Origin of the sequence: Microbacterium sp. NPDC056044 (assembly GCF_042267145.1) — a bacterium.
Lineage (GTDB): Bacteria > Actinomycetota > Actinomycetes > Actinomycetales > Microbacteriaceae > Microbacterium.
Genome location: NZ_JBHJWZ010000001.1, coordinates 601,741 through 624,774 on the forward strand (window position 1 = coordinate 601,741; position 23,034 = coordinate 624,774).

Below are 23,034 nucleotides of genomic sequence, written 5' to 3' on the forward strand. Positions count from 1 at the left end.
GGACTCGGTGGGCCCTGCCGGGATCGAACCGACGACATCCACGGTGTAAACGTGGCGCTCTACCAGCTGAGCTAAAGGCCCTCGCCGACAGTCTACGAGGTGCGTCCGGAACGCCCTGAACTCGCTAGGCTGGCAGTTGGTGCGTTTGTGCAGGGCTGACAATGCCCGCGCCGCTCCGGTAGCGATTCCCTGGCACGATCTGCCAGACGACGAAAGGTCTTCTGTGACTGTCAACGATCAGGATCCGTACTCGCAGGAACCCCTCGACAGCGATCCCGATGAGACCTCCGAGTGGCAGGAGTCCCTCCAGCAGCTCGTGCAGGCGAAGGGCCACGGACGTGGCCGCGAGATCATGCTGAGCCTGCTGCAGACCTCCCACGAGCTGCAGCTGAACGTTCCGCAGGTTCCCACGACGGACTACATCAACACGATCGCCCCCGAGAACGAGCCCGAGTTCCCCGGTGACGAGGAACTCGAGCGCCGGTACCGCCGGTGGATCCGCTGGAACGCCGCGGTCACGGTGCACCGCGCCCAGCGTCCCGGCATCGGCGTCGGCGGCCACATCTCGACGTACGCGTCCTCCGCGTCGCTGTACGAGGTCGGCTTCAACCACTTCTTCCGTGGTCTCGACGACCCGAACGGCGGCGACCAGATCTTCATCCAGGGCCACGCCTCCCCCGGTATCTACGCCCGCTCCTTCCTCGAGGGCCGCCTGAGCTCCGAGCAGCTCGACGGCTTCCGCCAGGAGAAGTCGAAGGCACCGAACGCGCTGCCGTCGTACCCGCACCCGCGCCTGATGCCGGAGTACTGGCAGTTCCCGACGGTGTCGATGGGTCTCGGACCGATCAACGCCATCTACCAGGCGATGTCGAACAAGTACCTCACCAACCGCGGCATCAAGGACCTCTCGAACTCGCACGTCTGGGCGTTCCTCGGCGACGGCGAGATGGACGAGGTCGAGAGCCGCGGCCAGCTGCAGGTCGCGGCGAACGAGGGCCTCGACAACCTCACCTTCGTCGTCAACTGCAACCTGCAGCGCCTCGACGGCCCGGTGCGCGGCAACGGCAAGATCATCCAGGAGCTCGAGAGCTTCTTCCGCGGCGCCGGCTGGAACGTCATCAAGGTCGTCTGGGGCTCGGGCTGGGACGAGCTGCTCGCCAAGGACACCGACGGCGCCCTCGTGCACCTCATGAACACGACGCCGGACGGCGACTTCCAGACGTACCGCGCGGAGGACGGCGCGTTCATCCGTGAGCACTTCTTCGGGCGCGACGAGCGCACGGCCGCTCTCGTGAAGGACTGGTCGGACGACGACATCTGGGGCAAGCTCCGCCGCGGCGGCCTGGACTACCGCAAGGTGTACGGCGCGTACAAGGCTGCCACCGAGCACAAGGGCCAGCCCACGGTGATCCTCGCCAAGACGATCAAGGGCTACGGCCTCGGGCATCACTTCGAGGGCCGCAACGCGACCCACCAGATGAAGAAGATGACGCTTCAGGACCTGAAGTACTTCCGCGACTCGATGCGCATCCCGGTCTCGGACGCGCAGCTCGAGGAGAACCCGTACCTGCCGCCGTACTACAACCCCGGCTCCAGCGACGAGACGATCCAGTACATGCTGGAGCGCCGGCGTGCGCTCGGCGGCTTCCTCCCGGAGCGTCGCACGCACCACGTCGGCCTGCAGCTGCCGGGCGACGCGGCGTACGCGCTGCCCAAGAAGGGCTCGGGCACGCAGGAGATCGCCACGACCATGGCGTTCGTGCGTCTGCTCAAGGACCTGCTCCGCGCCAAGGACTTCGGCCACCGCATCGTGCCGATCATCCCCGACGAGGCGCGCACGTTCGGCATGGACGCGTTCTTCCCCTCGGCGAAGATCTACAACCCGCACGGCCAGAACTACACCTCGGTCGACCGCGAGCTGCTGCTGGCCTACAAGGAGAGCCCGCAGGGCCAGATCGTCCACGTCGGCATCAACGAGGCGGGCGCCGTCGCCGCGTTCACCGCGGCGGGCACGTCCTATGCCACGCACGGCGAGCCCCTCATCCCGGTGTACGTCTTCTACTCGATGTTCGGGTTCCAGCGCACCGGTGACGCCCAGTGGGCGGCGGGCGACCAGATGGCGCGCGGCTTCATCATCGGCGCCACGGCCGGTCGCACCACGCTCACCGGCGAGGGCCTGCAGCACGCCGACGGCCACTCGCAGCTGCTCGCGTCGACGAACCCGGCGACGGTGTCGTACGACCCGGCGTACGGCTACGAGATCGCGCACATCGTCCGCTCCGGCATCGAGCGCATGTACGGCGGCAACCACCCCGACCCCAACGTCATGTACTACCTCACGGTGTACAACGAGCCGCTCGTGCAGCCGGCGGAGCCCGAGGATGTGGACGTCGACGGCATCGTGCGCGGCATCCACCGCATCTCGACGGCGCAGGGCGAGGGCCCCAAGGCCCAGCTCCTCGCCTCGGGCGTGGGCGTGCCGTGGGCGCTCGAGGCGCAGCAGCTGCTGCGCGACGACTGGGGCGTCCAGGCCGACGTCTGGTCGGTCACCTCGTGGAGCGAGCTGCGCCGCGACGGCCTCGCCGCCGACGAGCACAACTTCCTCTACCCCGAGGAGGAGCCGAAGACGGCGTACATCACGCAGAAGCTGGCAGGCGCGCCCGGTCCGGTCGTGGCCGTCAGCGACTTCATGCACGCGGTGCAGGACCAGATCCGTCCGTGGGTGCAGCACAACTTCGCCACCCTCGGCGCCGACGGCTTCGGATTCTCCGACACGCGTGCCGCGGCTCGTCGATTCTTCAAGATCGACGGCCCGTCGGTCGTCGTCCGCACGCTGCAGGCGCTGGCCGCAGAGGGCGCGGTCGACCGCAGCCTCGCCGCGCAGGCCATCCAGAAGTACCGCCTGCACGACGTGACCGCCGGGACGAGCGGGAACGCGGGCGGCGAGAGCTGACCTGCGAATGGGCAAGTCCACCGAGGTGATGGACAAGGTCGAGACGCTCGCCTGGCTGCGGCGCATCTCAGGCGACCTCGCGACCGTCACCATCAAGCGCCTCGAGGAGACGCTGCCCTGGTATGCCGAGATGCCGCCGGCCCGACGCTCCGCCGTCGGGCTGGTGGCTCAGGCCGGCATCACGTCGTTCATCCAGTGGTACGACAACCCCAAGTCGACGCCGTGGATCGCGGCCGACATCTTCGCCGCCGCTCCGCGTGAGCTGCTGCGCAGCGTCAGCCTGCAGCAGACCCTCCAGCTCATCCGCGTCACCGTCGAGGTGACCGAGGAACGCGTCGCCGGCAAGGGCGAGCACCTGCGCGAGGCGATCCTGCTGTACTCGCGCGAGGTGGCGTTCGCCGCGGCGGACGTCTACGCCCGCGCCGCCGAGGCCCGTGGCCTCTGGGACGCGCGGCTCGAGGCGCTCGTCGTCGACTCGATCCTCACGGGCGAGGCCGACGAGGAGCTGCCCAGCCGCATCGCGGCACTCGGCTGGCACGGACACGGGGAGGTCGCGGTGCTCGTCGGCACGACTCCCCCGCAGTTCGACGTCGATCAGCTGCGTCGCACGGCCCGCAAGCTGGGCGTCGACGTGCTGATCGGCGTGCAGGGCTCCCGGCTCGTGCTGGTGGTCGGGCGCGCCGAGCCGTCCGCCGTCGCCGACGACGCGGTGAGCGACCTTCCTTTCGGGGAGATCGCGCGCCGCCTCGAGCCCGGCTTCGGCGGCGGCTACCTCGTGCTCGGCCCGACGGTGCCCGCACTCGTCGACGCCAGTCAGAGCGCGCGCGCTGCTCTCGCCGGGTTCGCCGTCGCCCGCGCGTGGCGCCACGCGCCCCGGCCGGTGGAGGCCGACGACCTGCTTCCCGAGCGCGCCCTCGCCGGAGACCCCCTCGCCAAGCTGACGCTGGTCGAGCGCATCTACCGGCCGCTGCAGTCGCACAGCGCCGACCTGGTGTCGACGCTGTGGGCCTACCTCGACAACGGCCGTTCGCTCGAGGCGACCGCCCGCGAGCTGTTCGTGCACCCGAACACGGTGCGCTACCGCCTCAAGCGCGTCTCGGAGGTCATCGGCTGGGACGCCACCGGGCCCCGTGAGGCGCTGATCCTGCAGACGGCGCTGATCCTCGGATCGATCGGGACGGATGCCTCGCGCCGCCGCCCGCCCGCGCGCCGGAACCCCGCCTGACCCGCCGTCTGTGTGGAGCACGCACAAAGCCGCGCGTGATTCTTGTGACGGTGTCGCCAGAACGACCCTTCTGATCCTTGGCAGGATGGAACGGTGCGAATCGCGGTCTTCCCCGGGCAGGGCTCCCAGTCCCCCGGCTTCCTGACTCCCTGGCTCGAATCCGACGGCGCGGCGGAGCGCCTCGCCCAGTACTCCGAGTGGGCGGGCGTCGATCTCGTCGCCGCCGGCACCGAGTGGGACGCGGACCAGATCCGCGACACCCAGGTGGCCCAGCCGCTCATCGTCGCGGCCAGCCTCCTCTCGTGGAACGCGCTGCCCGACCGTGGGAGCATCGGCGGCGTGGCCGGGCATTCGGTGGGCGAGTTCGCCGCCGCTGCGGCCGCGGGCGTGCTCAGCGAAGAGTCCGCGCTGACCCTGGTCGGAATCCGCGGCCGTGCGATGGCCGAGGCCGCGGCCGCCGCCGAGACTGGCATGAGCGCCGTCATCGGCGGGGACGAGGCATCCGTCCTCGCCCGCCTCGAAGAGCTCGGCCTCTCGCCCGCGAACTACAACGGCGGCGGCCAGCTCGTGGTCGCCGGCGCGCTCGACGCCCTCCAGGCGCTCGCTGCGGAGCCGGTCGCCGGCACCCGCGTGATCCCGCTGCAGGTGGCCGGCGCCTTCCACACCCACTACATGGCTCCCGCCGTGGAGGCCCTCCGGGCGGCTGCGGCCGACCACGACGTCTCGGACCCCGGGGTGACGCTCTGGACCAACCGCGACGGCTCCGCGGTCGCGTCGGGCCGCGCGTTCGTGGATCTGCTCGTCGATCAGGTGGCGTCGCCGGTGCGCTGGGACCTCTGCATGGCCTCTTTCGCGGACGCCGGCGTGTCGGGCATCGTGGAGCTGTCCCCCGCGGGCACGCTCGTCGGGCTCGCGAAGCGCGCGCTTCGCGGAGTCCCCGCCGTCGCCGTCAAGACGCCCGCCGACCTGGAGGCCGCCGCCGCGCTGGTGGCCGCCGACGCCTGACCGGAGTACCCGCATGACCCGCAGCCTCATCCAGCCCACCGGTGCCGCCCACACGCGCATCTACTCGTACGGCGCCGCCCGCGGCGAGATCGCTGTGCCGAACGACGACCTCATCGGGCCGATCGACTCGAGCGACGAGTGGATCCGTCAGCGCACCGGCATCATCACCCGCACCCGGGCCGTGGCCGAGACCGACGCCATCGACCTCGCGACCGACGCCGCGCGTGAGGCGATCGAGCGCTCCGGAGTCGACCCGTCGCAGGTCGACGCGGTCATCGTCGCGACGATCAGCAACCCGAAGCAGAGCCCGTCGGTGTCGGCGATCGTGGCCGACCGCGTCGGCGCCAATCCGGCGGCCGCGTACGACGTCAACGCCGCCTGCGCAGGTTTCGCCTACGGCGTCGCCCAGGCGGACGCGCTCATCCGCGGCGGCGCTGCCACGTACGCGCTGGTGATCGGCGCCGAGAAGCTGAGCGACATCGTGGACCCCGCCGACCGGAGCATCTCGTTCCTGCTCGGCGACGGCGCGGGAGCCGTCATCGTCGGCCCCAGCGACACCCCCGGCATCGGTCCCACGGTGTGGGGTTCGGACGGCTCCAAGTCCGACGCCGTGGCGATGAACCACACGCTCACCGATTTCCGTGACGGCCTCGCGCCGTGGCCGACCCTCCGTCAGGAGGGCCCCACCGTCTTCCGCTGGGCCGTGTGGGAGATGGTGAAGGTCGCGCGTCAGGCGCTCGAAGCAGCCGGGGTCGAGGCATCCGATCTCGCCGCCTTCATCCCCCACCAGGCGAACATGCGCATCATCGACGAGTTCGCCAAGCAGCTCAAGCTCCCCGACACCGTCGTGGTGGGGCGCGACATCGAGACCACCGGCAACACCTCGGCGGCGTCCATCCCGCTCGCCACCCACCGCCTGCTCGAGGAGCACCCCGAGCTCAGCGGCGGACTCGCGCTGCAGATCGGCTTCGGCGCCGGCCTGGTTTTCGGCGCGCAGGTTGTCGTCCTTCCCTGACGCGGCGAGCCGCGACCCTAGACTGATTCCCGGCCCGCTCGGGCACGCCTACCCCTAACAAACAGGAGAATCCCATGGCATTCACCAACGACGAGGTCCTCGCCGGACTCGCGGAGCTCATCACCGACGAGACCGGCATCTCGGCCGACGAGGTCGCGCTCGAGAAGTCGTTCACCGACGACCTCGACATCGACTCGATCTCGATGATGACGATCGTCGTCAACGCCGAGGAGAAGTTCGGCGTCACCATCCCGGACGACGAGGTCAAGAACCTCAAGACCGTCGGCGACGCCGTCACCTTCATCACGTCGAACCAGGCGTAGGACCATCCCGGTGGGGGCCGCGGCCCCCACCGGCCAGCATCACGAGGACTCTGATCTCCATGAGCACACCCCGTATCGTCGTCACCGGCATCGGCGCGTCGACCCCCATCGGCGGCACGGCCCCCGAGAGCTGGTCGGCGCTGCTGAACGGCGCGTCCGGCACGCACACGATCGAGCAGGAATGGGTCGAGGAGTACCAGCTCCCCGTCACCTTCGCCGCACAGGCGCTCGTCCGGCCCGACACCGTGCTGGAGCGACCCGTCGCCAACCGTCTGGACCCCTCGGCGCAGTTCGCGCTCGTGGCGGCGTTCGAGGCGTGGGAGGACGCGGGCAAGCCCGAGGTCGAGCCCGAGCGGTTCGCCGTCGACTTCGCGACCGGCATCGGGGGCCTCCAGACGACGCTCGCGGGCTGGGACACGCTCAAGACCAAGGGCCCGCGCCGGGTCATGCCCATGAGCGTCCCGATGCTCATGCCGAACGCGCCCGCCGCCGCCGTCTCGATGCACCTGAACGCCCGTGCCTATGCACGCACGGTCGCCTCGGCATGCGCGTCGAGCACCGAGTCGCTCGTCAACGCCTTCGAGAGCCTCCGCGCGGGTCGCGCCGACATCATCATCGCGGGCGGCGCCGAGGCGGTCATCCACCCGCTCACGATCGCGGCCTTCGCCGCGATGCAGGCGCTCTCCAAGCGCAACGACTCGCCCGAGACCGCATCGCGGCCCTACAGCGTCGACCGTGACGGCTTCGTCATGGGCGAGGGCGCGGCAGCGCTGGTCCTCGAGACCGAGGAGCACGCCAAGGCCCGCGGGGCGAAGATCTACGGCGAGGTCGTCGGCGGCGGCGTCACGGCGGACTCGTACCACATCACCGCTCCCGAGCCCGAGGGCCTGGGTGCTTCGCGCGCGGTGCGCCTCGCGCTCGAGCAGGCGGGCGCGACGCCCGACGAGGTCACGCACATCAACGCGCACGCCACGTCGACGCCGACGGGCGACATCGCCGAGTACAAGGCGCTGCTGAGCGTCTTCGGCGACCGCGTCCACGAGATCCCGGTCTCGGCGACGAAGGGCGCCACCGGCCACCTGCTGGGCGGCACCGGTGCGCTCGAGGCGATCTTCACGCTCCTCGCGCTGCGCGAGCGTCAGGCACCGCCGACCATCAACGTCACGACTCAGGACCCCGACATCCCGCTGCGCATCTCGGACGCCCCCATCGCCCTCGGCGCCGGCGACCAGCTCGCGATCAGCAACTCGTTCGGCTTCGGCGGCCACAACGCCGTCGTCGCCTTCCGCTCGATCTGACACGACGCGACACGCGCCGCACGACGCGAAGACGCCCCCGGTGAAGCCGACCGGGGGCGTCTGTCGTGTCAGGCGGCGGTTCGCGGTCCCGTGGCCCGGGATTCACGGCCTCCGAGCCTCGGTAGTGGCGCCTCACGCCGCCTGCGTCTGTGGGGTTGTGGGGTTGTGAGCGCTCAGCCGACCTTGTGCAGCCAGACCACGGGGGCTTCGTCGCTCGCGTGCCGGAACGGCTCGAGCTCCTCGTCCCACGCAGCCCCCAGCGCCACATCGAGCTCGCGCTGCAGCTCGAACGCGTCGCCGGCGGCGATCTCCATCGCGTACCGGATGCGGTCCTCGCCGATCACGACGTTGCCCGCGGTGTCGGTCTGGGCGTAGTGGATGCCGAGACCCGGCGTGTGCAGCCAGCGGCCGCCGTCACTGCGGGGAGTGGGATCCTCGGTCACCTCGAACCGCAGGTGCTCCCAGCCGCGGATGGCCGTCGCGAGGGCTGAGCCCGTTCCGGCGGCCCCCTCCCAGTAGAACTCGGAACGCCTGCTGCCGGTCAGCACGGGCTGGTCTGCCCAGTCGAAGCTGACGGCGCGGCCCAGGGCCCGCCCGACCGCCCACTCGAGGTGGGGGCACAACGCTCGTGGCGCGGAGTGGATGAAGATCACCCCACGCGCCTTTTGTGTCGCCATGATCTCTCCGTTCGTCAGGTGCGTCTTCCCCTACGACCTGTGACGGTGTCATGACGTGCTGTTCGGTTGTGCTGCGGCCATTATCGCCGAGAGGGCCCCGGAATCACAAGACTGTGATTCCGGGGCCCTCTGCGATCACGCGGGTGAGGCTCAGGCCTCGCTCATGGCCTGGACCTCGGCCTTGCCCTTGGCGGCGTAGTACGCCGCGCGTGCGGCGTCGCGACGGGCCTGCTCGGCCTGACCGGCGTCGAGCACCTCCTGCGCGACCTCGAACTGCGGTGCGGTCGGAACGGCGTGGTACTTCTCCATGTAGGCGTCGAGCTCGGGGCCGGACTCCCACGAAGTGATGAGGCAGTAGCGCGGCTCGGTGCCGTCGTGGTGGACGGCGTGCCACAGGCGCTGCGTGTCGACGATCAGCTGGGCGCCGGCGGGAAGCGCGACCCGGTACTCGATGCTCGGGTCGGTGCGGTTCTCCCGCAGCACGAAGTAGCTGTTCTTGTCGTCGGTGAGGTTGAAGAACCCGCGCACGACCCAGCCGGTGCCGTCGGGGTTGAGGCGGTTGTTGTCGTCCTGGTGAAGGTTGTACAGCGCGTCCGCGTACGTGTTCGGCTGCAGCTCGATGATGCGGCAGCGGCCGACGTTCGAGCCCGGCTCCTGCGCGCGACGCGTCAGGGTCGGGGACTTCTCGGTCTGCTCGGGGATCCAGACGCCGTCCTTGTCGGTGCGCGGGGGCGTGTGGTTCCAGAACCCGTTGCACTCGATCTCGCCCTTGGCGGACGCGAGAGGAGCGAAGCGGGTGTCACCCGACGACTTCCAGTCGACGTACTCGATCGAGAGCCACTCCTGCGGGTCGATCTCCTCACCGTAGGAGTCGAGCACCACGAAGCCGGTCTCATCGAGAGCGGCGGACTTGATGTAACCCATGACGAATCATGCCTTTCGGTCAGTGAGCCAGCACGTTTTAACAGGCTCAACTTAGGTAAGCCTACCTCGGGGGTCTGAAGGTTCCCGAGGACCGCGCCGTGAATAACCGGCGACCGCCGCCGGCCCGCTCCCCTGCCGGGAGCCCGGCCTAGACTGGACGGGCCATGGTCACTGCCACGAACGTCGATGCCACTGCTGTCAACACCATCGGCTGGCTCTCCGCCGCGGACTGGACGATCGTCGTCCCGGTGTACCAGCGGCAGTACCGGTGGGACATCGGCGGGTGCGAACAACTCCTCTCCGACATCCGCGCGGTGGCCGATCTCGACGACCGGCAGATGCACTTCATCGGCTCGATCCTCTCCTCTGCCAGCGGTGAGGGATCCGACGCCGAGCTCGTGCTCATCGACGGCCAGCAGCGCACCACGACGCTCATGCTGCTGGTCGCGGCCCTCCATCACACCGTGCGCGAGGCCGATCCCGACCTGGCCGACGAGCTGCAGCGGGTCCTCGTGCACTCGCACGACGCGACGCGCACGAAGCTGCGCCCGCACCGGGCGTGGGCCGCGGTGTTCGAACGCGTCGTGCTCGATCTGCCACCGGCGCGCGGTGAGCACCGCGACTCGCGCTTCGACGACAACTACGCCTTCTTCCGCAGCCAGATCAGTCTCGACGAGGCGCCGCACATCTGGCGCGGTCTCCAGAAGCTCGAACACGTCGCGATCACGCTCGGCACGGGCGCCAATGCACAGCAGATCTTCGAGAGCCTCAATTCGACCGGTGAGCCGCTGCGCGACCACGAGCTCATCCACAACTACGTGCTCATGGGGCTGAACCACTCGGAGCAGCGCGAGATCGAATCGGAATACTGGCAGGCGATCGAGCAGAACACCGGCGATTCGATCGCGGAGTTCTGGCGGCAGTACCTGGTCATGCGGACAGGACGGGAAGTCACGGTCGTCGGCGGCCGCGGCGTGTACGACGCGTTCCGTCACGAGTTCCCACGGCTCGACTTCGGCGATCTGCTGCGCCATGCTGCCGAGTGGCGCGAGCTGTCGCGCGTGTACCGCGTCCTGCTCCGGCCCGATGAGGCTCCCGATGCCGAACTCACGCGCCACCTCGCCTACCTCGGCACCTTCGGCACCGGCATGTACCCGCTCGTGATGCGGGCGTACCGCGACGTCGAGCTGGGATCGCTCGGGCGCGAGGAGCTGATCGACACGCTCGAGATGGTGCAGTCGCTGCTGGTGCGCCGCGCGGTCGTCGGCACGGGCGTGGATCGCCTGGTCGCGCGCCTGTGCCGGGCCCGCGAACAGGGCGCGGAAGCGCTCGTGACCGCGATCTCGCGCATCACCCCCTCCGACGAGCGCATCGCGGTGGCGCTCAAGTACTCCGAGCTTCCCCACGCCTCCTACGTCCTCGGCCGCATCGCCGGCGTCGACGGCGCGGGCGGCCTCGACGTCGAGCACATCTTCCCGCTCGCACCCGGCGACGGCTGGTCGGGGGACGGCATCCGCGAATGGGCGTCCTACACCGACGACGAGCAGAACAGCCATCGCGCCCTCGCGAACACGATCGGCAACCTCACCGTCCTCGAAGAGGACCTGGCTCTCCGCGCCTTCGACCGCTCGTTCCCGGAGAAGCGGGCGCTGTACGCGCGTAGCTCCGTCGCCGCCACCGCCCAGCTCGCCGAGCTCCCGTCGTGGGGCACGGCGGCGATCGCCGAGCGGTCGGCGGAGCTCACCGGCCGCTTCGTCGACGTCTGGAAGCGTCCCGGGGGCCCGGCGATCGACGACGACGGGCTGACCCCGATCCTCGACGCCGTGCGCCGTCGCGGCTGGCCGCCGGGGTGGCACCGGGAGTGGTCCTACGTCGAGTACTGCGGCGAGCACTGGGAGGTGCCCGACGTCAAGTACCTCTTCAACCGCGTCTTCAAGCGGCTCTGGGCGGACTCCCGCGCCTCGGTCGTCGCGTACAGCGCGCGCCGCGGCGGGCCGGTCTACACGGCGCAGTCCTGGAACGGCCAGTGGGACCGCCTCGACGACGAGCACTCGCTCTACATGGGCTGGGACTCCAGCTACATGCTCAGCGCCGTGCAGGGCGTGCTCGAAGAGGCCGGCATCGCCCCCGAGGTGTTCGTCAAGTACTCCTACATCGGCAACGCGATGTGAGAGCGGGACGGATGCCTCGGCCCCGAGGCATCCGTCCCGCTCTTCTTCTACGTCACTCGAAGGTGACCGCGGCGTTCTCGTTGTTGAGCACGATCACCGGCGTGATCGAGGGGTGGCCGGCGGCCTGGATCTTCGCGAGGTCGAAGCGCAGGAGCGGCGTTCCCGCCGTGACCTTCTGTCCCTTCTCGACGAGGGTCTGGAAGCCGTCGCCCTTCATGTCGACCGTGTCGATGCCGACGTGGATCAGCAGCTCGGTGCCGTCGTCGAGGACGAGCGCCACCGCGTGGCTGCTCTCGAACGTGGCGCCGATGGTGCCGTCCGCCGGCGCGACGACCGTGTCGCCAGTCGGCTCGATCGCGGCGCCCGGGCCCATGATGCCCTGTGCGAACGTCGGGTCGGGAACCGCCGACAACGGCACGACCCTGCCTTCGAGCGGCTGGCGAAGCCGCACCGTGGTGGTGGCCGGGGTGTCGGTGAGCACCGCCGTGCCGCCGGCAGCGGGGGCGATCGCCGGCTCGGGCGCCGCGGCGGCAGGCGCCTCCGCACGTCCCGAGATGATCTGCTCCATCGCATCCTTCACGAACTGGACGTTCGTGCCGTAGATGACCTGCACGGACTTGCCGCCGGGCTTCATCGTGCCGGCCGCTCCCGCCCGCTTGAGCGCTGCGTCGTCGACTTGACTGACGTCGTTGATCTCCATTCGCAGGCGCGTCGCGCAGTTGTCGAGCTCGAGGATGTTCTCCTTGCCGCCCAGCGCGTCGATGAAGCGGCTGCCGGTGACGAGGTACTTGTCGTCGGCGGAGTGCGTGTCGAGGTCGGTCCCCTCTTCGAGGATGTTGTCGTCTTCGCGCCCCGGTGTCTTGAGGTTGAACCGCTTGATGAAGAAGTAGAACACCCCGAAGTAGATGAAGAACCAGAAGACGCCCATGACGGGGATCAGCCAGGGGTTCTGGGCCATGGGGTTCGTCCAGTTGAGGACGAGATCGACGAAGCCCGCCGAGAACCCGAAGCCCATGCGCACCGGCAGTATCGCGCTGATCGCCATCGAGATGCCGGTGAACACGGCGTGCACGAGGTACAGCACCGGGGCGAGGAACATGAACGAGAACTCGAGCGGTTCGGTCACGCCCACGAAGAACGACGAGACCGCGGCGCTGAGCAGGATGCCGTAGGTGATCTTCTTGCGTGTCGTCTTGGCCGTCAGATACATCGCGAGCGCGGCGCCCGGGAGGCCGAACATCATGATCGGGAAGAAGCCGGTCATGTACTGCCCGGTGACCCCGTACGTGCCGGTGCCGGCCGCGAAGTTGTTGAGGTCGTTGATGCCGGCCACGTCGAACCAGAACACCGAGTTCAGCGCATGATGCAGGCCTATCGGGATGAGCAGGCGGTTCAGGAAGCCGTAGATCCCCGCGCCCCAGGGACCGAGGAACGAGATCCACTCACCGAACGTGACGAGGCCGCCGTACACCCAGGGCCAGACGAAGAGCAGCACGACGGCGACGACCAGCGAGATGCCCGCGGTCACGATCGCGACAGACCGCTTGCCGGAGAAGAACGCCAGCGCGTCCGGGAGCTTCGTGTCTTTGAACCGGTCGTACGTCCACGCTCCGATGAGGCCGCAGATGATGCCGATGAAGACGTTCTGGACCTTGAGGAAGGCGGCGGGCACGTCGTTGACGTCCTCGACCCCCGTGAACAGCGCGACGGACTCGGGCTTGAGGAGCGTCGTGATCACGAGCCACGACACCAGGCCCGCCAGCGCGGATGTGCCGTCGGACTTCTTCGCCATGCCGATCGAGATGCCGATCGCGAAGAGCAGGGCGAGGTTGTCCAGCAGCGAGACGCCCGCTGTGTAGAGGAAGTCGACGACGACGCCGCCGCCGACCGTTCCTTTGATCCAGTTGCTGATGCCGACCAGGATCGCAGCGACCGGCAGCACAGCCACCGGCAGCATGATCGATCTGCCGAGCCTCTGCAAGAACTTCATTGTTCGCCTCCATCAGGAGCCAGGGACAGGTGATGTGGCTGACGCTACAGCCAAACCGGTCCGGGCGTCACCAGGTCCCCCTCCGAAAGTTAGGGGTATGAACGAATCTCTCATCGGCCCGTGATCTTCGGGCGTGTACGCAAGAGGTCCGCCGCACCCGCGGGGTGCGACGGACCTCGAAACGTAGGGCGGGTGGGACTTGAACCCACGATCGTCGGGTTATGAGCCCGCTGCCTTGACCAGCTTGGCCACCGCCCCCTGCGCGTCACGCGCGCTGATGAGCCTACCTGCCCGTGTCGCCTTCGGGCTTGTCGGCCCGATCCTTCACCGGCGGCTCGGGCCAGACCTTGGCGACGGCCTCGGTGACCTTGATGGAGCCGGTGCGCGGGTGCGCAGCATCCGCCGCCCCTCCGCCGCTGCCCCGCTGGATCGGGAGCTCCTGGCTCTCGCTGAGCACCTGCGGGTGGTGGCGGGCCAGCTGGAACACGCCCCACACCGCGACGGCGCCCACGATGGCGAACGTGATGTACACCCACAGCGGGGCGCCCGCGGCCTCCTGCAGCACGGTGAGCCCGATGATGATCGCGACGATCGGGTCGATGACGGTGAGTCCGGCGACGACGAGGTCGGGCGGCCCCGAGGCGTACGCGTTCTGCACGAAGTAGGCGCCCATGATGGCGCCGGCGATGAGCGCGGCGAGACACGTGAAGGTGAGCCAGTTGAAATCGCTCGCCTGGATGCGCACGATCACGACCTTGGCGAGCGTCGCGACGAAGCCGTAGATGACGCCGGCGGCGATGATGTAGAAGAGCGCGCCCATGCGCGAGCGCAGCCAGATCCACAGGCCCGCGAAGACCACGGCGACGACGCCGAGCAGCACCAGGATCGTGATGAGCTGACCGTTCGAGACCGGCTTCTCGGTCGCGAACAGCGCCGCGACGGTGACGAAGATGAAGATGCCGCCGACACACGCCCCGATCGCGGTCAGCGATCGCCTGGTCGGCTTGTGGCCGCTGATCTGGGCGTTCAGCAGTGTCGTGATCACCAGGGCGATCGCGCCGAGCGGCTGCACCACGATGAGCGGCGCGAAGGCGAGCGCCCACAGCTGGCACACGATGGCGAGGCCCAGCATGACGGTGCCGATGACCCACGACGGCCGCGCGAGGAGCTTCAGCAGGTGGCCGGCACCGAGCCCGCCGTTGGCCTGCGAGCCGTAGAGGCGCTCGACCTTCGTGACGCCGCGGTGCTGGTACTGGGCGCCGAACGACATGAACACGGCGCCGAGGAGAGCGAGCGGGATGCCGATGAGGATGCCGGGGTTCTGGAACACGCCGACCAGCTGATCGCCGATGTCCTCGAGCTCCACCGCAGTCCACACCACACATCGACACTAGCCGCAGGCATCGCTCGATAGGCTCAAGGCGTGGCTGTTCTCCCGATTCGCATCATGGGCGATCCCGTCCTGCACTCCCCCGCCTCCCCCGTCGAAGAGATCACGGACGAGATCCGCACGCTCGTCGCCGACATGTTCGAGACGATGGATGCCGCGCCCGGCGTGGGGCTCGCGGCGCCCCAGGTCGGTGTGCCCCTGCGGATCTACACGTACACGTACGCGGACGACGACGGCTCGCCCTGGCGCGGCGTGGTCATCAACCCCGAGCTCTGGATGCGGCCTCTCGAGCCGGGCTCGCCCGACCCGGACGAGGAGGCGGAGGGCTGCCTGTCGTTCCCCGGCGAGCGGTTCCCGCTGCGGCGCTCCGACGAGGTGCTCGTGACCGGCACCGACCTCGAGGGCGAGCCGGTGCGCATCCAGGTCGACGGCTGGCGGGCGCGCATCATGCAGCACGAGTTCGACCACCTCGACGGCACGCTCTACGTCGACCGCCTCGACGACGGCGACTGGAAGACCGTGCAGAAGATCGCACGCAAGCGCGGCTGGGGCCGGCCGGGAAACTCCTGGACCCCGGGCATCGACGACCTCGACGCCTGAGCGCGAGCCGGGACGAGCGCGTCAGTCCGTCCGGCTGCGGTTCTGGCGCTCGACCCAGCGGCGCAGCTCGGCGTCCGCTCCTGGCGGCGCCTGCGCGATGACGTTCATCCCCTGCCGCACCAAGGTCGTGCCGGTGCGCATCGGTCCCCACACGCGCGCGGTGGAGAGCTCGCCGGTGTCGACGTCGCGCACCTGCACCTGCGTGGTGTCGGTGGTCTTGCGCGGCCGCCCCTTGCCGGCCACGTGCTGCACGACCAGCACCGGCAGGCCGTGCGCGGCGGCCGTGGCGATCACGGTGTCGAGGTCGTGTGCCGCCCACTGACGGCGGATGCCGCGGACCGTCCAGAGCGCGACGAGCACGACGACGATCGTCGCGATGCCCGTGGGAACGAGCCACACACTCACCAGCGCGGTGAGAAGCGCCCACAGGGCGATCCCTCGCACCGCCAGCAGGATCGCGGCGACCGAAGGCACCAGCGCGAGGAAGAGCCAGGGCGCCGGCGCGGAGACGGGGAACATCCAGGGCTCGCCGCCGAACAGCACGACGAGGCCGACCCACACCACAGTGGCGTCGAATGCGGCCAGCGCGAGCAGGAGCGCGACGGAGCGGTAGATGGGCGCCGGGGCGGGGACGCCGCCCTCGACCGCGAGACGCGGCGCAGCCTTCGCGCGAGCCGCCATGTGCACTCCTCGATCGCATACCCGGAGACGAAGAAAGCCCCGGGGGTGGAGCCCCGAGGCCTTCGCTCCCCCACTTGGACTCGAACCAAGAACCTATCGGTTAACAGCCGATTGCTCTGCCAATTGAGCTATGGAGGAATGTTCCGCACTCTCGTGCGGGCAACCAGTCCATACTAGCAAAGCTCAACCGGTGCTCATGACCACCGCGGCGGTTCAGCGGTTGACGACGCGTCGACCCGCCTGGCCGTCGGGCGTCCACAGCAGATCCTGCGTGCCGTGACCGTAGGCGACGGCGTGGCCTCCCCGCAGCACGAGGACGTCCGCGTCGAGCTCGCGCACGACCTCCGGCTCGTTCGTCACGACGAGAGCGGCCATGTCGAGTTCGCGACGGCGGCGGAGCACCGCGTCGCGCGCCGCCTTGCGCACTTCCACATCCATGTTGGCGAACGGCTCGTCGGCGATCAGCACGCGGGGCTGGAGCACCAGAGCCCGGGCGAGCGCGACACGCTGACGCATGCCCGCGCTGAGCTCGTACGGGTACTTGGGGGCGGCGCCGAGCGGCAGCATCAACTCGTCGAGGAGCGATGCCACGCGCACCGCGAGCGCGCGCGGACTGACGTGGCGGTCGCGGCTGGTGATGGGCTCGCCGATCACCTCGGAGACGGTGAGGCGCGCCGGCAGATGCGCTCCGGCCGTCTGCGGGACGTAGCCGGCGTAGTACGTGAGGTAGCGATGGGCGCGACCCGGACGTCGCACCGCGACGCCTTCGACGAGGCCTCGGCCCCCGACGACGGCGAGGCCGGGTTCGTCGGCACCGGCCAGCACTGCCGCGAGCGACGACTTGCCGGCCCCGGTCGGCCCCATGAGCGCGAGGATCCCGCCGTGCGCGAGCTGGAACGAGACGCCGTCGACGACGCGTTGAGCAGGGCCCCCACGGCCGGAGCGGGCGATCGACAGATCTGAACAGTCGATCGCGACATCCGCGTCCCGTCGGCGAGCCATATCCTCATCCTGCCTGCTGGCGGGCGCCGACGCCAGCCGGCGGGAGCCGATCAGGACGCCCCGTCGGCCAGCGCCTGGCGCTGGGCGTCGAGCTCGCGCAGGCGCAGCCGGATCGCGCGGCCCTCTTCCGAGTCGGCGGGCACGCGTTGGATCGCTCCGAGCAGTTCTGCCTTGTCGCGGTCGAAACCGCGCATCACCAGCCGTCGCGAGAGGTCGCTCGCCGAGGAGACCGCCTCGTCGTCGTTCAGCGCAGGGAAGTCGGCGGCGAGCAGCTCCGCAGCGAGCGAGCGATAGGGCTCGCGGACGGTGGCCACGGCATCCACCGCCCATCCGGGCCGCTGCATGCCCGGCGACTCGCGGACGGCCGCCCGCACCGCGTCGAGCGCCGGATGCCGGAACGGCAGGTCGAGCGCACGGGCGACGAGCGACGGGTCCATGCGGTGACCGAACTGCAGCACCCCCATGAGGGCGTCGCGCTCGATCCCGACATCGGGAACGCGCGGAAGGGTCGCGAGTGTGACCCGAAGGGCCGCGTCGTCGACCGGCGCCTGCGGTGCGTCGGCGGGGCCGGCCGCGGCCTCGCGTCGACCGCCGGCCGTTGCGCCGCTCCGCCCCGCGCGCTCGACCTCGCGGCGGACGTCCTCGGTGTCCATGCCGAGCCGCCGGGCGAGCACGCGCACGTACTCGGGCTGCAGCAGCGGATCCCGCAGCTCCGCGACGACCGGGGCCGCCGTGCGCAGCGCACCGACTCGGCCCTCGACGCTGCGCAGGTCGTAGCCCGCGATGCGCTGGTCGAGCACGAACTCGACCATCGGCACCTTCGTCTCGAGGAGGCCGCGCACGGCGCCGTCGCCGCGGGCGAGGCGCAGATCGCACGGATCGAGTCCCTCGGGCCCCGTGGCCACGTACGTCTGGGCGTTGAAGCGCTTGGCGTCGGCGAAGGCGCGCAGCGCCGCCTTCTGTCCCGCCGCGTCCGGGTCGAAGGTGAAGACGACCTCGCCCGCAGTGGAGTCGTCGCCCATCACCCGCCGGAGCACCGTGATGTGGTCGGAACCGAAGGCCGTGCCGCAGGTCGCGATCGCGGTGGTGATGCCGGCGAGGTGGCACGCCATCACGTCGGTGTAGCCCTCGACGACGACGACCTGATGCTGGCGCGAGACCTCGCGCTTGGCGAGGTCGAGCCCGTACAGCACCTGCGCCTTCTTGTAGATCGTGGTCTCGGGCGTGTTCAGGTACTTGGGGCCGTTGTCGTCGTCGAAGAGCTTCCGCGCCCCGAACCCGATCACCTGGCCGGTGACGTCGCGGATCGGCCACACGACGCGCCCGCGGAAGCGGTCGTACACGCCGCGCTGCCCCTGCGACACGAGGCCTGCGGACGAGAGCTCCTCGTCGGTGAAGCCCTGCGTGCGGAGCGCCTTGGTCATGCCCTCCCAGCCCTTCGGGGCGAACCCGACGCCGAAATGGGCCGCGGCGCCCGCGTCGAAGCCGCGCTGGCCGAGGAAGCGCCGCGCGATGTCGGCCTCGGGGGTCATGAGCTGAGTCCGGAAGAACTCCGCCGCCGCCGCGTTCGCGGCGTACAGGCGCGCGCGGCCGGTGTGCTCGGGCGCGGCGCCGCCGTCCTCGTAATGCAGCGCGTAGCCGATGCGGCCCGCCAGCCGCTCGACCGCCTCGGTGAACGTCACGTGGTCCATCGCCCGCAGGAACGAGTAGACGTCGCCCGACTCGCCGCAGCCGAAGCAGTGGTAGAAGCCCGCCTGGGGGCGCACGTTGAAGCTCGGGCTGCGTTCGTCGTGGAAGGGGCACAGGCCCTTCATCGAGCCCACGCCGGCCGACTTCAGCGCGACGCGCTCCCCGATGATGTCGGCGATGTTCGTGCGCGCCTTGACCTCGTCGACGTCCGCTTGGCGGATGCGCCCCGCCATCAGCGCGCCTCGGCAGCGCGGAAGGCGCGTGAGGCCGTGTCCATGGGCCGTGCGCCCGGTGCCCAGACGCCGACGGATGCTGCGTCCACGGGTGCGACGAGCGACCCGTGCCATGCGATCGCGAGCTGATCGGTGAGGCTCGCGACCTGGTCGACGACGACACGGCGGCGCGCAGCATCCGTGTCCGCCGCCGCGAAGTCCTCGGTGTGGAGCGGGTCGAGCGCCTCGGGGCGCTCCCACAGGGCCGTCGCGAGGCGCTTGAGGACGCGCCGCTGCTCCTTGTACAGGTCCTTACGGCCCTCGATCGACACGACGGCAGCGCCGATGATGCCCTTGAGCACCGCCATCTCGGCCTCGACGATGCGCGGCACGATCAGGTGCCCGCGGTACCGGGTGAGCACGGACGATGCGTACGACTCCCGCGTGGCGGTCGTCGCGGCGCGCGCGAAGCGGCCGATGAGGTCGGAGGTGAGGTTCTTGAGCCGAGCGAGTGCGGCTCGCGTGCCGTCGAACGAATCGATCCACTCCGGCATGCGGGTGAGCCGGAACAGGGCGTCCTCGAGCTCGTCGCGCGCGAAGTCGAACCCGACCCACGACTGGATCGCGGTGAGGAGCCACTCGTGCTCGCGCGGATCGACCAGGCGGGCCGGGTCGAGGTAGCCGTTCACGACGGCGTCCTCGAAATCGTGGACCGAGTACGCGATGTCGTCGGAGAGGTCCATGACCTCGGCCTCGATGCAGCGGAGCCGGCCCGGCGCGCCCTCGCGGAGCCAATGGAACACGGCCTCGTCTTCGGGGTAGACGCCGAACTTGAGCCGGCCACCGGGATCGGGCAGCGGGTGGTCCACGGTCCACGGGTACTTGCAGGCGGCGTCGAGACTCGCCCGCGTCAGGTTCAGGCCGAAGCTTTGCCCGTCGGCGTCGATCACCTTGGGCTCGAGCCGCGTGAGGATGCGGAGGGTCTGCGCGTTGCCCTCGAAGCCCCCGATGTCCTCAGACCACTCGTTGAGCGCGCGTTCGCCGTTGTGGCCGAACGGCGGGTGGCCGAGGTCGTGGCTGAGGCAGGCGGTGTCGACCACGTCGGCGGCGAGGTCGAGTGCCGTCGCCAGTTCGCGGCCGACCTGGGCGACCTCGAGCGAGTGGGTCAGGCGGTTGCGCGCGAAGTCGGCGGGGCTCGCAGGGCTCAGCACCTGGGTCTTCGCGGCGAGGCGGCGCAGCGCCGCCGAGTGCAGCACGCGCGCGCGGTCGCGCGCGAAGTCGTCGCGCTGCGATCGGTGGCGCTCGGCGTGGAAACGCGCGGCATCGGCGTCGTCGTAGCCCACAGGGCGCTCGGACGCGCCGGCCAGATCACCCGCCACTGTGGTCGAGTTCCGCTTCGGCGATGGCGGTGGATGCCTCGGCGCTCAGCTCGCGCGACTCCAGCCAGCGGTCGGGCAGCGCGGGGCGCTTGGGCGTGCCGGCCCGGCCGCGCTGACCCTCGGCGGCCGCGCCCGGATAGGGGGCGGCCAGGTCGAGCGTGGCGAGCAGGTCGTCGATCTCGGCGAGGGTGGAGGCGGTCGCCAGGCTGGCGCGGAGTTCGCCGCCCACCGGGTAGCCCTTGAAATACCAGGCGACGTGCTTGCGGATGTCGCGGCAGCCGCGGCCCTCGTCTTCGAAGAACTCCACGAGCAGCTCCGCGTGGCGGCGGAACGCACGTGCGACGAAGCCGAGCGTCGCGTCGATCGGCTCGGCCGGCGCCGCACCGGGACCGCCCAGCGCGCGGGCGAGGTCGCCGAACAGCCAGGGACGCCCGAGGCAGCCGCGGCCGACGACGACGCCGTCGCAGCCCGTCTCGTCCATCATGCGCACCGCGTCGTCGGCCGACCAGATGTCGCCGTTGCCGAGGACCGGAACGCTCGTGACCGCTTCTTTGAGCTGGGCGATCGCCGACCAGTCGGCCTCGCCCGAGTAGAACTCCGAGGCGGTGCGCGCGTGCAGGGCGACGGCGGCGACACCCGCATCTTCGGCGATGCGGCCGGCATCGAGGTAGGTGAGGTGATCCGCGTCGATGCCCTTGCGCATCTTGACCGTGAGCGGGATGTCGCCGGCGGCGCGCGCCGCGCGCGTCACGATGTCACGGAACAGGCCGAGCTTCCAGGGCAGCGCCGCTCCCCCGCCCTTGCGGGTCACCTTGGGGACGGGGCATCCGAAATTCAGATCGATGTGATCGGCACGATCCTCTTCGACGAGGAGCCGGACGGCTGCCTCGGTCGTCGCGGGGTCGACGCCGTACAGCTGGATCGAGCGGGGCGTCTCGGACTCGTGGTGCGTGATGAGGCGCATCGTCGTCGCGTTGCGCTCCACCAGCGCACGCGTCGTGATCATCTCGCTGACGTACAGACCGGCGCCGTATTCGCGGCAGAGCCGGCGGAAGGCGGTGTTGGTGATGCCGGCCATCGGCGCGAGCACCACCGGGGCGTCGAGTTCGATGGGCCCGATGCGCAGAGCGCGCGCGGGGGCGAGGGCAGTCGTCACGCCTTCCATTCTCTTACAGGAATCCGTCGCTTGGCTGAATGGCCTCCTCACCATGTGGAGGGCTTAGCCTGGGGGCATGACCGAGGCCACCGCCACAGACCTGCGCGAGATCCCCTTCGACACCGCCGACGGCGGCACCGCCACCCTCGCCGACTACAGCGATCAGGTCCTCCTGGTCGTCAACGTCGCGTCGAAGTGCGGCCTGACACCGCAGTACGAGCAGCTCGAGCAGCTGCAGCGCGCGTACGCCGACCGCGGCTTCACGGTGCTGGGCTTCCCCTGCAACCAGTTCATGGGGCAGGAGCCGGGCTCGATGGAGGAGATCCTCGAGTACTGCTCGGTGACGTGGGGGGTGACGTTCCCGGTCTTCGACAAGATCAAGGTGAACGGCCCGGGCGCCGCCCCGGTCTACAAGGCGCTGAAGAAGTCGCGGGACACCGAGGGCAAGAAGGGCCCGATCGTCTGGAACTTCGAGAAGTTCGTCCTGACGCCGGAGGGCGGCATCCATCGCTTCCGGCCGAACGTCAAGCCAGACGACCCGGCCATCGTCGAGGTCATCGAGGCGAATCTGCCCCGCTGACCCCGAGACACCGAACGGGCCCGCCGCGATTCATCGCGGCGGGCCCGTTGTCTCGCCGGGGGGTCAGGCGTCGACGTCGGCGGGCTCGCGGTGCTCGGACCACACCTGCCGCACGATCTGCGCGAAGGCGTCGGCGGGCTGCGCGCCCGACACGCCGTACTTGCCGTCGATCACGAAGAAGGGCACCCCGTTGATGCCGTAGGCGGCAGCCTGAGCCTGGTCGGCACGCACCGCGTCGAGGTAGCGGCCGCTCTGCAGGGCCTCGCGCGCGGCATCGGCGTCGAGCCCGGCATCCGTCGCGAGGTCGACGAGCTCGTCCTCGCGACCGAGGTGGCGCCCCTCGGTGAAGTAAGCGGACATGAGGCGCTCGGCGAGCTCCAGCTGGCGCCCCTGCTCCTTCGCGAAGTGCAGGAGTTCGTGGGCCTTCACGGTGTTGGTGTGCTTGAGGAGGTCGAAGCGGTACTCGAGCCCCGCGTCGGCGGCGACGCCGGTCACGCGCTCGAGCATCTGCTGCACCTGCGTGCGGGGCATGCCCTTGTGCTTCGCGAGGAAGTCGAGCTCATCGCCCTCGAAGTCGACGGGCGTATCGGGCGAGAGCTCGAACGAGTGGTACGTCACCTCCACGGCGGGGGCGTCGTCGTCCGCGGATGCCGCAGCCAGCCCGTTCTCGAGGTTCCGCTTGCCGATGTAGCACCACGGGCAGGCGATGTCGCTCCACACGTCGATCTTGATCACGTCCGTCATGCTGAGGACAACCGCGCGCC

At 70.0% G+C, this 23,034-nt stretch carries 19 protein-coding genes and 3 tRNA genes; 9 read left to right on the top strand and 13 right to left on the bottom strand.

The features are described 5' to 3' along the window. Positions 1 to 8 precede the first annotated feature (8 nt). A tRNA-Val gene (locus ACFC1I_RS02850) sits at positions 9 to 81 on the bottom strand. Between the two features lie 142 nt (positions 82 to 223). Here ACFC1I_RS02850 and aceE point away from each other — a divergent pair. The 6 genes from aceE to ACFC1I_RS02880 all read left to right on the top strand — a co-directional run bounded on the left by aceE (position 224) and on the right by ACFC1I_RS02880 (position 7,819). After that, positions 224 to 2,953 carry a pyruvate dehydrogenase (acetyl-transferring), homodimeric type gene (aceE, locus tag ACFC1I_RS02855; protein ID WP_376006352.1) on the top strand — a complete coding sequence of 910 codons (2,730 nt, stop codon included), beginning with the start codon at positions 224 to 226 and terminating at the stop codon, positions 2,951 to 2,953. A gap of 7 nt (positions 2,954 to 2,960) precedes the next feature. After that, entirely contained in the window at positions 2,961 to 4,178 is a 1,218-nt protein-coding gene (locus ACFC1I_RS02860; protein WP_376006353.1) for a PucR family transcriptional regulator, read from the top strand. 93 nt (positions 4,179 to 4,271) lie between these two features. Then, positions 4,272 to 5,183 (top strand): ACP S-malonyltransferase, encoded by a 912-nt coding sequence (locus ACFC1I_RS02865; protein WP_376006354.1) that lies wholly within the window; start codon positions 4,272 to 4,274, stop codon positions 5,181 to 5,183. A gap of 13 nt (positions 5,184 to 5,196) precedes the next feature. Further along, a complete protein-coding gene (locus ACFC1I_RS02870) occupies positions 5,197 to 6,198 on the top strand; it encodes a beta-ketoacyl-ACP synthase III (RefSeq protein WP_376006355.1) in 1,002 nt (333 codons plus the stop codon). Between the two features lie 74 nt (positions 6,199 to 6,272). Next, on the top strand, positions 6,273 to 6,521 hold the full coding sequence (locus ACFC1I_RS02875; protein WP_013586517.1) for an acyl carrier protein: 249 nt from the start codon (positions 6,273 to 6,275) through the stop codon (positions 6,519 to 6,521). Between the two features lie 59 nt (positions 6,522 to 6,580). After that, on the top strand, positions 6,581 to 7,819 hold the full coding sequence (locus ACFC1I_RS02880) for a beta-ketoacyl-[acyl-carrier-protein] synthase family protein (RefSeq protein ID WP_376006356.1): 1,239 nt from the start codon (positions 6,581 to 6,583) through the stop codon (positions 7,817 to 7,819). A 173-nt stretch (positions 7,820 to 7,992) separates the two neighbouring features. Here ACFC1I_RS02880 and ACFC1I_RS02885 read toward each other — a convergent pair whose 3' ends face one another. After that, positions 7,993 to 8,496 carry a DUF3145 domain-containing protein gene (locus tag ACFC1I_RS02885; protein ID WP_376006357.1) on the bottom strand — a complete coding sequence of 168 codons (504 nt, stop codon included), beginning with the start codon at positions 8,494 to 8,496 and terminating at the stop codon, positions 7,993 to 7,995. Positions 8,497 to 8,646: 150 nt separating this feature from the next. Next, the gene (locus ACFC1I_RS02890) at positions 8,647 to 9,420 is read right to left on the bottom strand and encodes a hypothetical protein (protein WP_376006358.1); all 774 of its coding nucleotides are present in this window, start codon (positions 9,418 to 9,420) and stop codon (positions 8,647 to 8,649) included. A gap of 164 nt (positions 9,421 to 9,584) precedes the next feature. On the opposite strand from ACFC1I_RS02890, the gene ACFC1I_RS02895 reads away from it, so the two are divergent. Further along, positions 9,585 to 11,591, top strand: a complete 2,007-nt coding sequence (locus tag ACFC1I_RS02895; protein ID WP_376006359.1) for a DUF262 domain-containing protein — start codon at positions 9,585 to 9,587, stop codon at positions 11,589 to 11,591. Positions 11,592 to 11,643: 52 nt separating this feature from the next. Here ACFC1I_RS02895 and nagE read toward each other — a convergent pair whose 3' ends face one another. The 3 genes from nagE to ACFC1I_RS02910 all read right to left on the bottom strand — a co-directional run bounded on the left by nagE (position 11,644) and on the right by ACFC1I_RS02910 (position 14,962). Further along, positions 11,644 to 13,581 (bottom strand): N-acetylglucosamine-specific PTS transporter subunit IIBC, encoded by a 1,938-nt coding sequence (gene nagE / locus ACFC1I_RS02900; protein ID WP_376006360.1) that lies wholly within the window; start codon positions 13,579 to 13,581, stop codon positions 11,644 to 11,646. Positions 13,582 to 13,765: 184 nt separating this feature from the next. Further along, positions 13,766 to 13,839 (bottom strand) — tRNA-Ile (locus ACFC1I_RS02905). Between the two features lie 25 nt (positions 13,840 to 13,864). Beyond that, complete coding sequence (locus tag ACFC1I_RS02910; protein WP_376006361.1) at positions 13,865 to 14,962, bottom strand: DMT family transporter; 1,098 nt, start codon at positions 14,960 to 14,962, stop codon at positions 13,865 to 13,867. 42 nt (positions 14,963 to 15,004) lie between these two features. Between ACFC1I_RS02910 and def the strand changes: the two genes are divergently transcribed. Further along, positions 15,005 to 15,571 carry a peptide deformylase gene (gene def / locus ACFC1I_RS02915; RefSeq protein ID WP_376006362.1) on the top strand — a complete coding sequence of 189 codons (567 nt, stop codon included), beginning with the start codon at positions 15,005 to 15,007 and terminating at the stop codon, positions 15,569 to 15,571. A gap of 21 nt (positions 15,572 to 15,592) precedes the next feature. On the opposite strand, the gene ACFC1I_RS02920 is transcribed toward def, so the two are convergent. The 6 genes from ACFC1I_RS02920 to dusB form a co-directional block, all read right to left on the bottom strand. Further along, positions 15,593 to 16,252, bottom strand: a complete 660-nt coding sequence (locus tag ACFC1I_RS02920) for a hypothetical protein (protein ID WP_376006363.1) — start codon at positions 16,250 to 16,252, stop codon at positions 15,593 to 15,595. 65 nt (positions 16,253 to 16,317) lie between these two features. After that, positions 16,318 to 16,390 (bottom strand) — tRNA-Asn (locus tag ACFC1I_RS02925). Positions 16,391 to 16,465: 75 nt separating this feature from the next. Continuing rightward, entirely contained in the window at positions 16,466 to 17,254 is a 789-nt protein-coding gene (locus ACFC1I_RS02930) for an ATP-binding cassette domain-containing protein (protein WP_376006364.1), read from the bottom strand. Positions 17,255 to 17,304: 50 nt separating this feature from the next. After that, complete coding sequence (gene dnaG / locus ACFC1I_RS02935; RefSeq protein WP_376006365.1) at positions 17,305 to 19,176, bottom strand: DNA primase; 1,872 nt, start codon at positions 19,174 to 19,176, stop codon at positions 17,305 to 17,307. Beyond that, positions 19,176 to 20,534: a deoxyguanosinetriphosphate triphosphohydrolase gene (locus ACFC1I_RS02940; protein WP_376006366.1), complete on the bottom strand. Its 1,359-nt coding sequence runs from the start codon at positions 20,532 to 20,534 to the stop codon at positions 19,176 to 19,178. The genes dnaG and ACFC1I_RS02940 overlap by 1 nt, the downstream gene beginning before the upstream one ends. Next, the gene (gene dusB, locus ACFC1I_RS02945; protein ID WP_376006367.1) at positions 20,524 to 21,699 is read right to left on the bottom strand and encodes a tRNA dihydrouridine synthase DusB; all 1,176 of its coding nucleotides are present in this window, start codon (positions 21,697 to 21,699) and stop codon (positions 20,524 to 20,526) included. The genes ACFC1I_RS02940 and dusB overlap by 11 nt, the downstream gene beginning before the upstream one ends. 67 nt (positions 21,700 to 21,766) lie before the next feature. Here dusB and ACFC1I_RS02950 point away from each other — a divergent pair, with 67 nt between their 5' ends. Next, complete coding sequence (locus ACFC1I_RS02950; protein ID WP_376006368.1) at positions 21,767 to 22,270, top strand: glutathione peroxidase; 504 nt, start codon at positions 21,767 to 21,769, stop codon at positions 22,268 to 22,270. Positions 22,271 to 22,333: 63 nt separating this feature from the next. Here the strand turns inward: ACFC1I_RS02950 and ACFC1I_RS02955 are convergent, their stop codons facing one another. Continuing rightward, positions 22,334 to 23,014: a DsbA family protein gene (locus tag ACFC1I_RS02955; RefSeq protein ID WP_376006369.1), complete on the bottom strand. Its 681-nt coding sequence runs from the start codon at positions 23,012 to 23,014 to the stop codon at positions 22,334 to 22,336. Between the last annotated feature and the right edge of the window lie 20 nt (positions 23,015 to 23,034).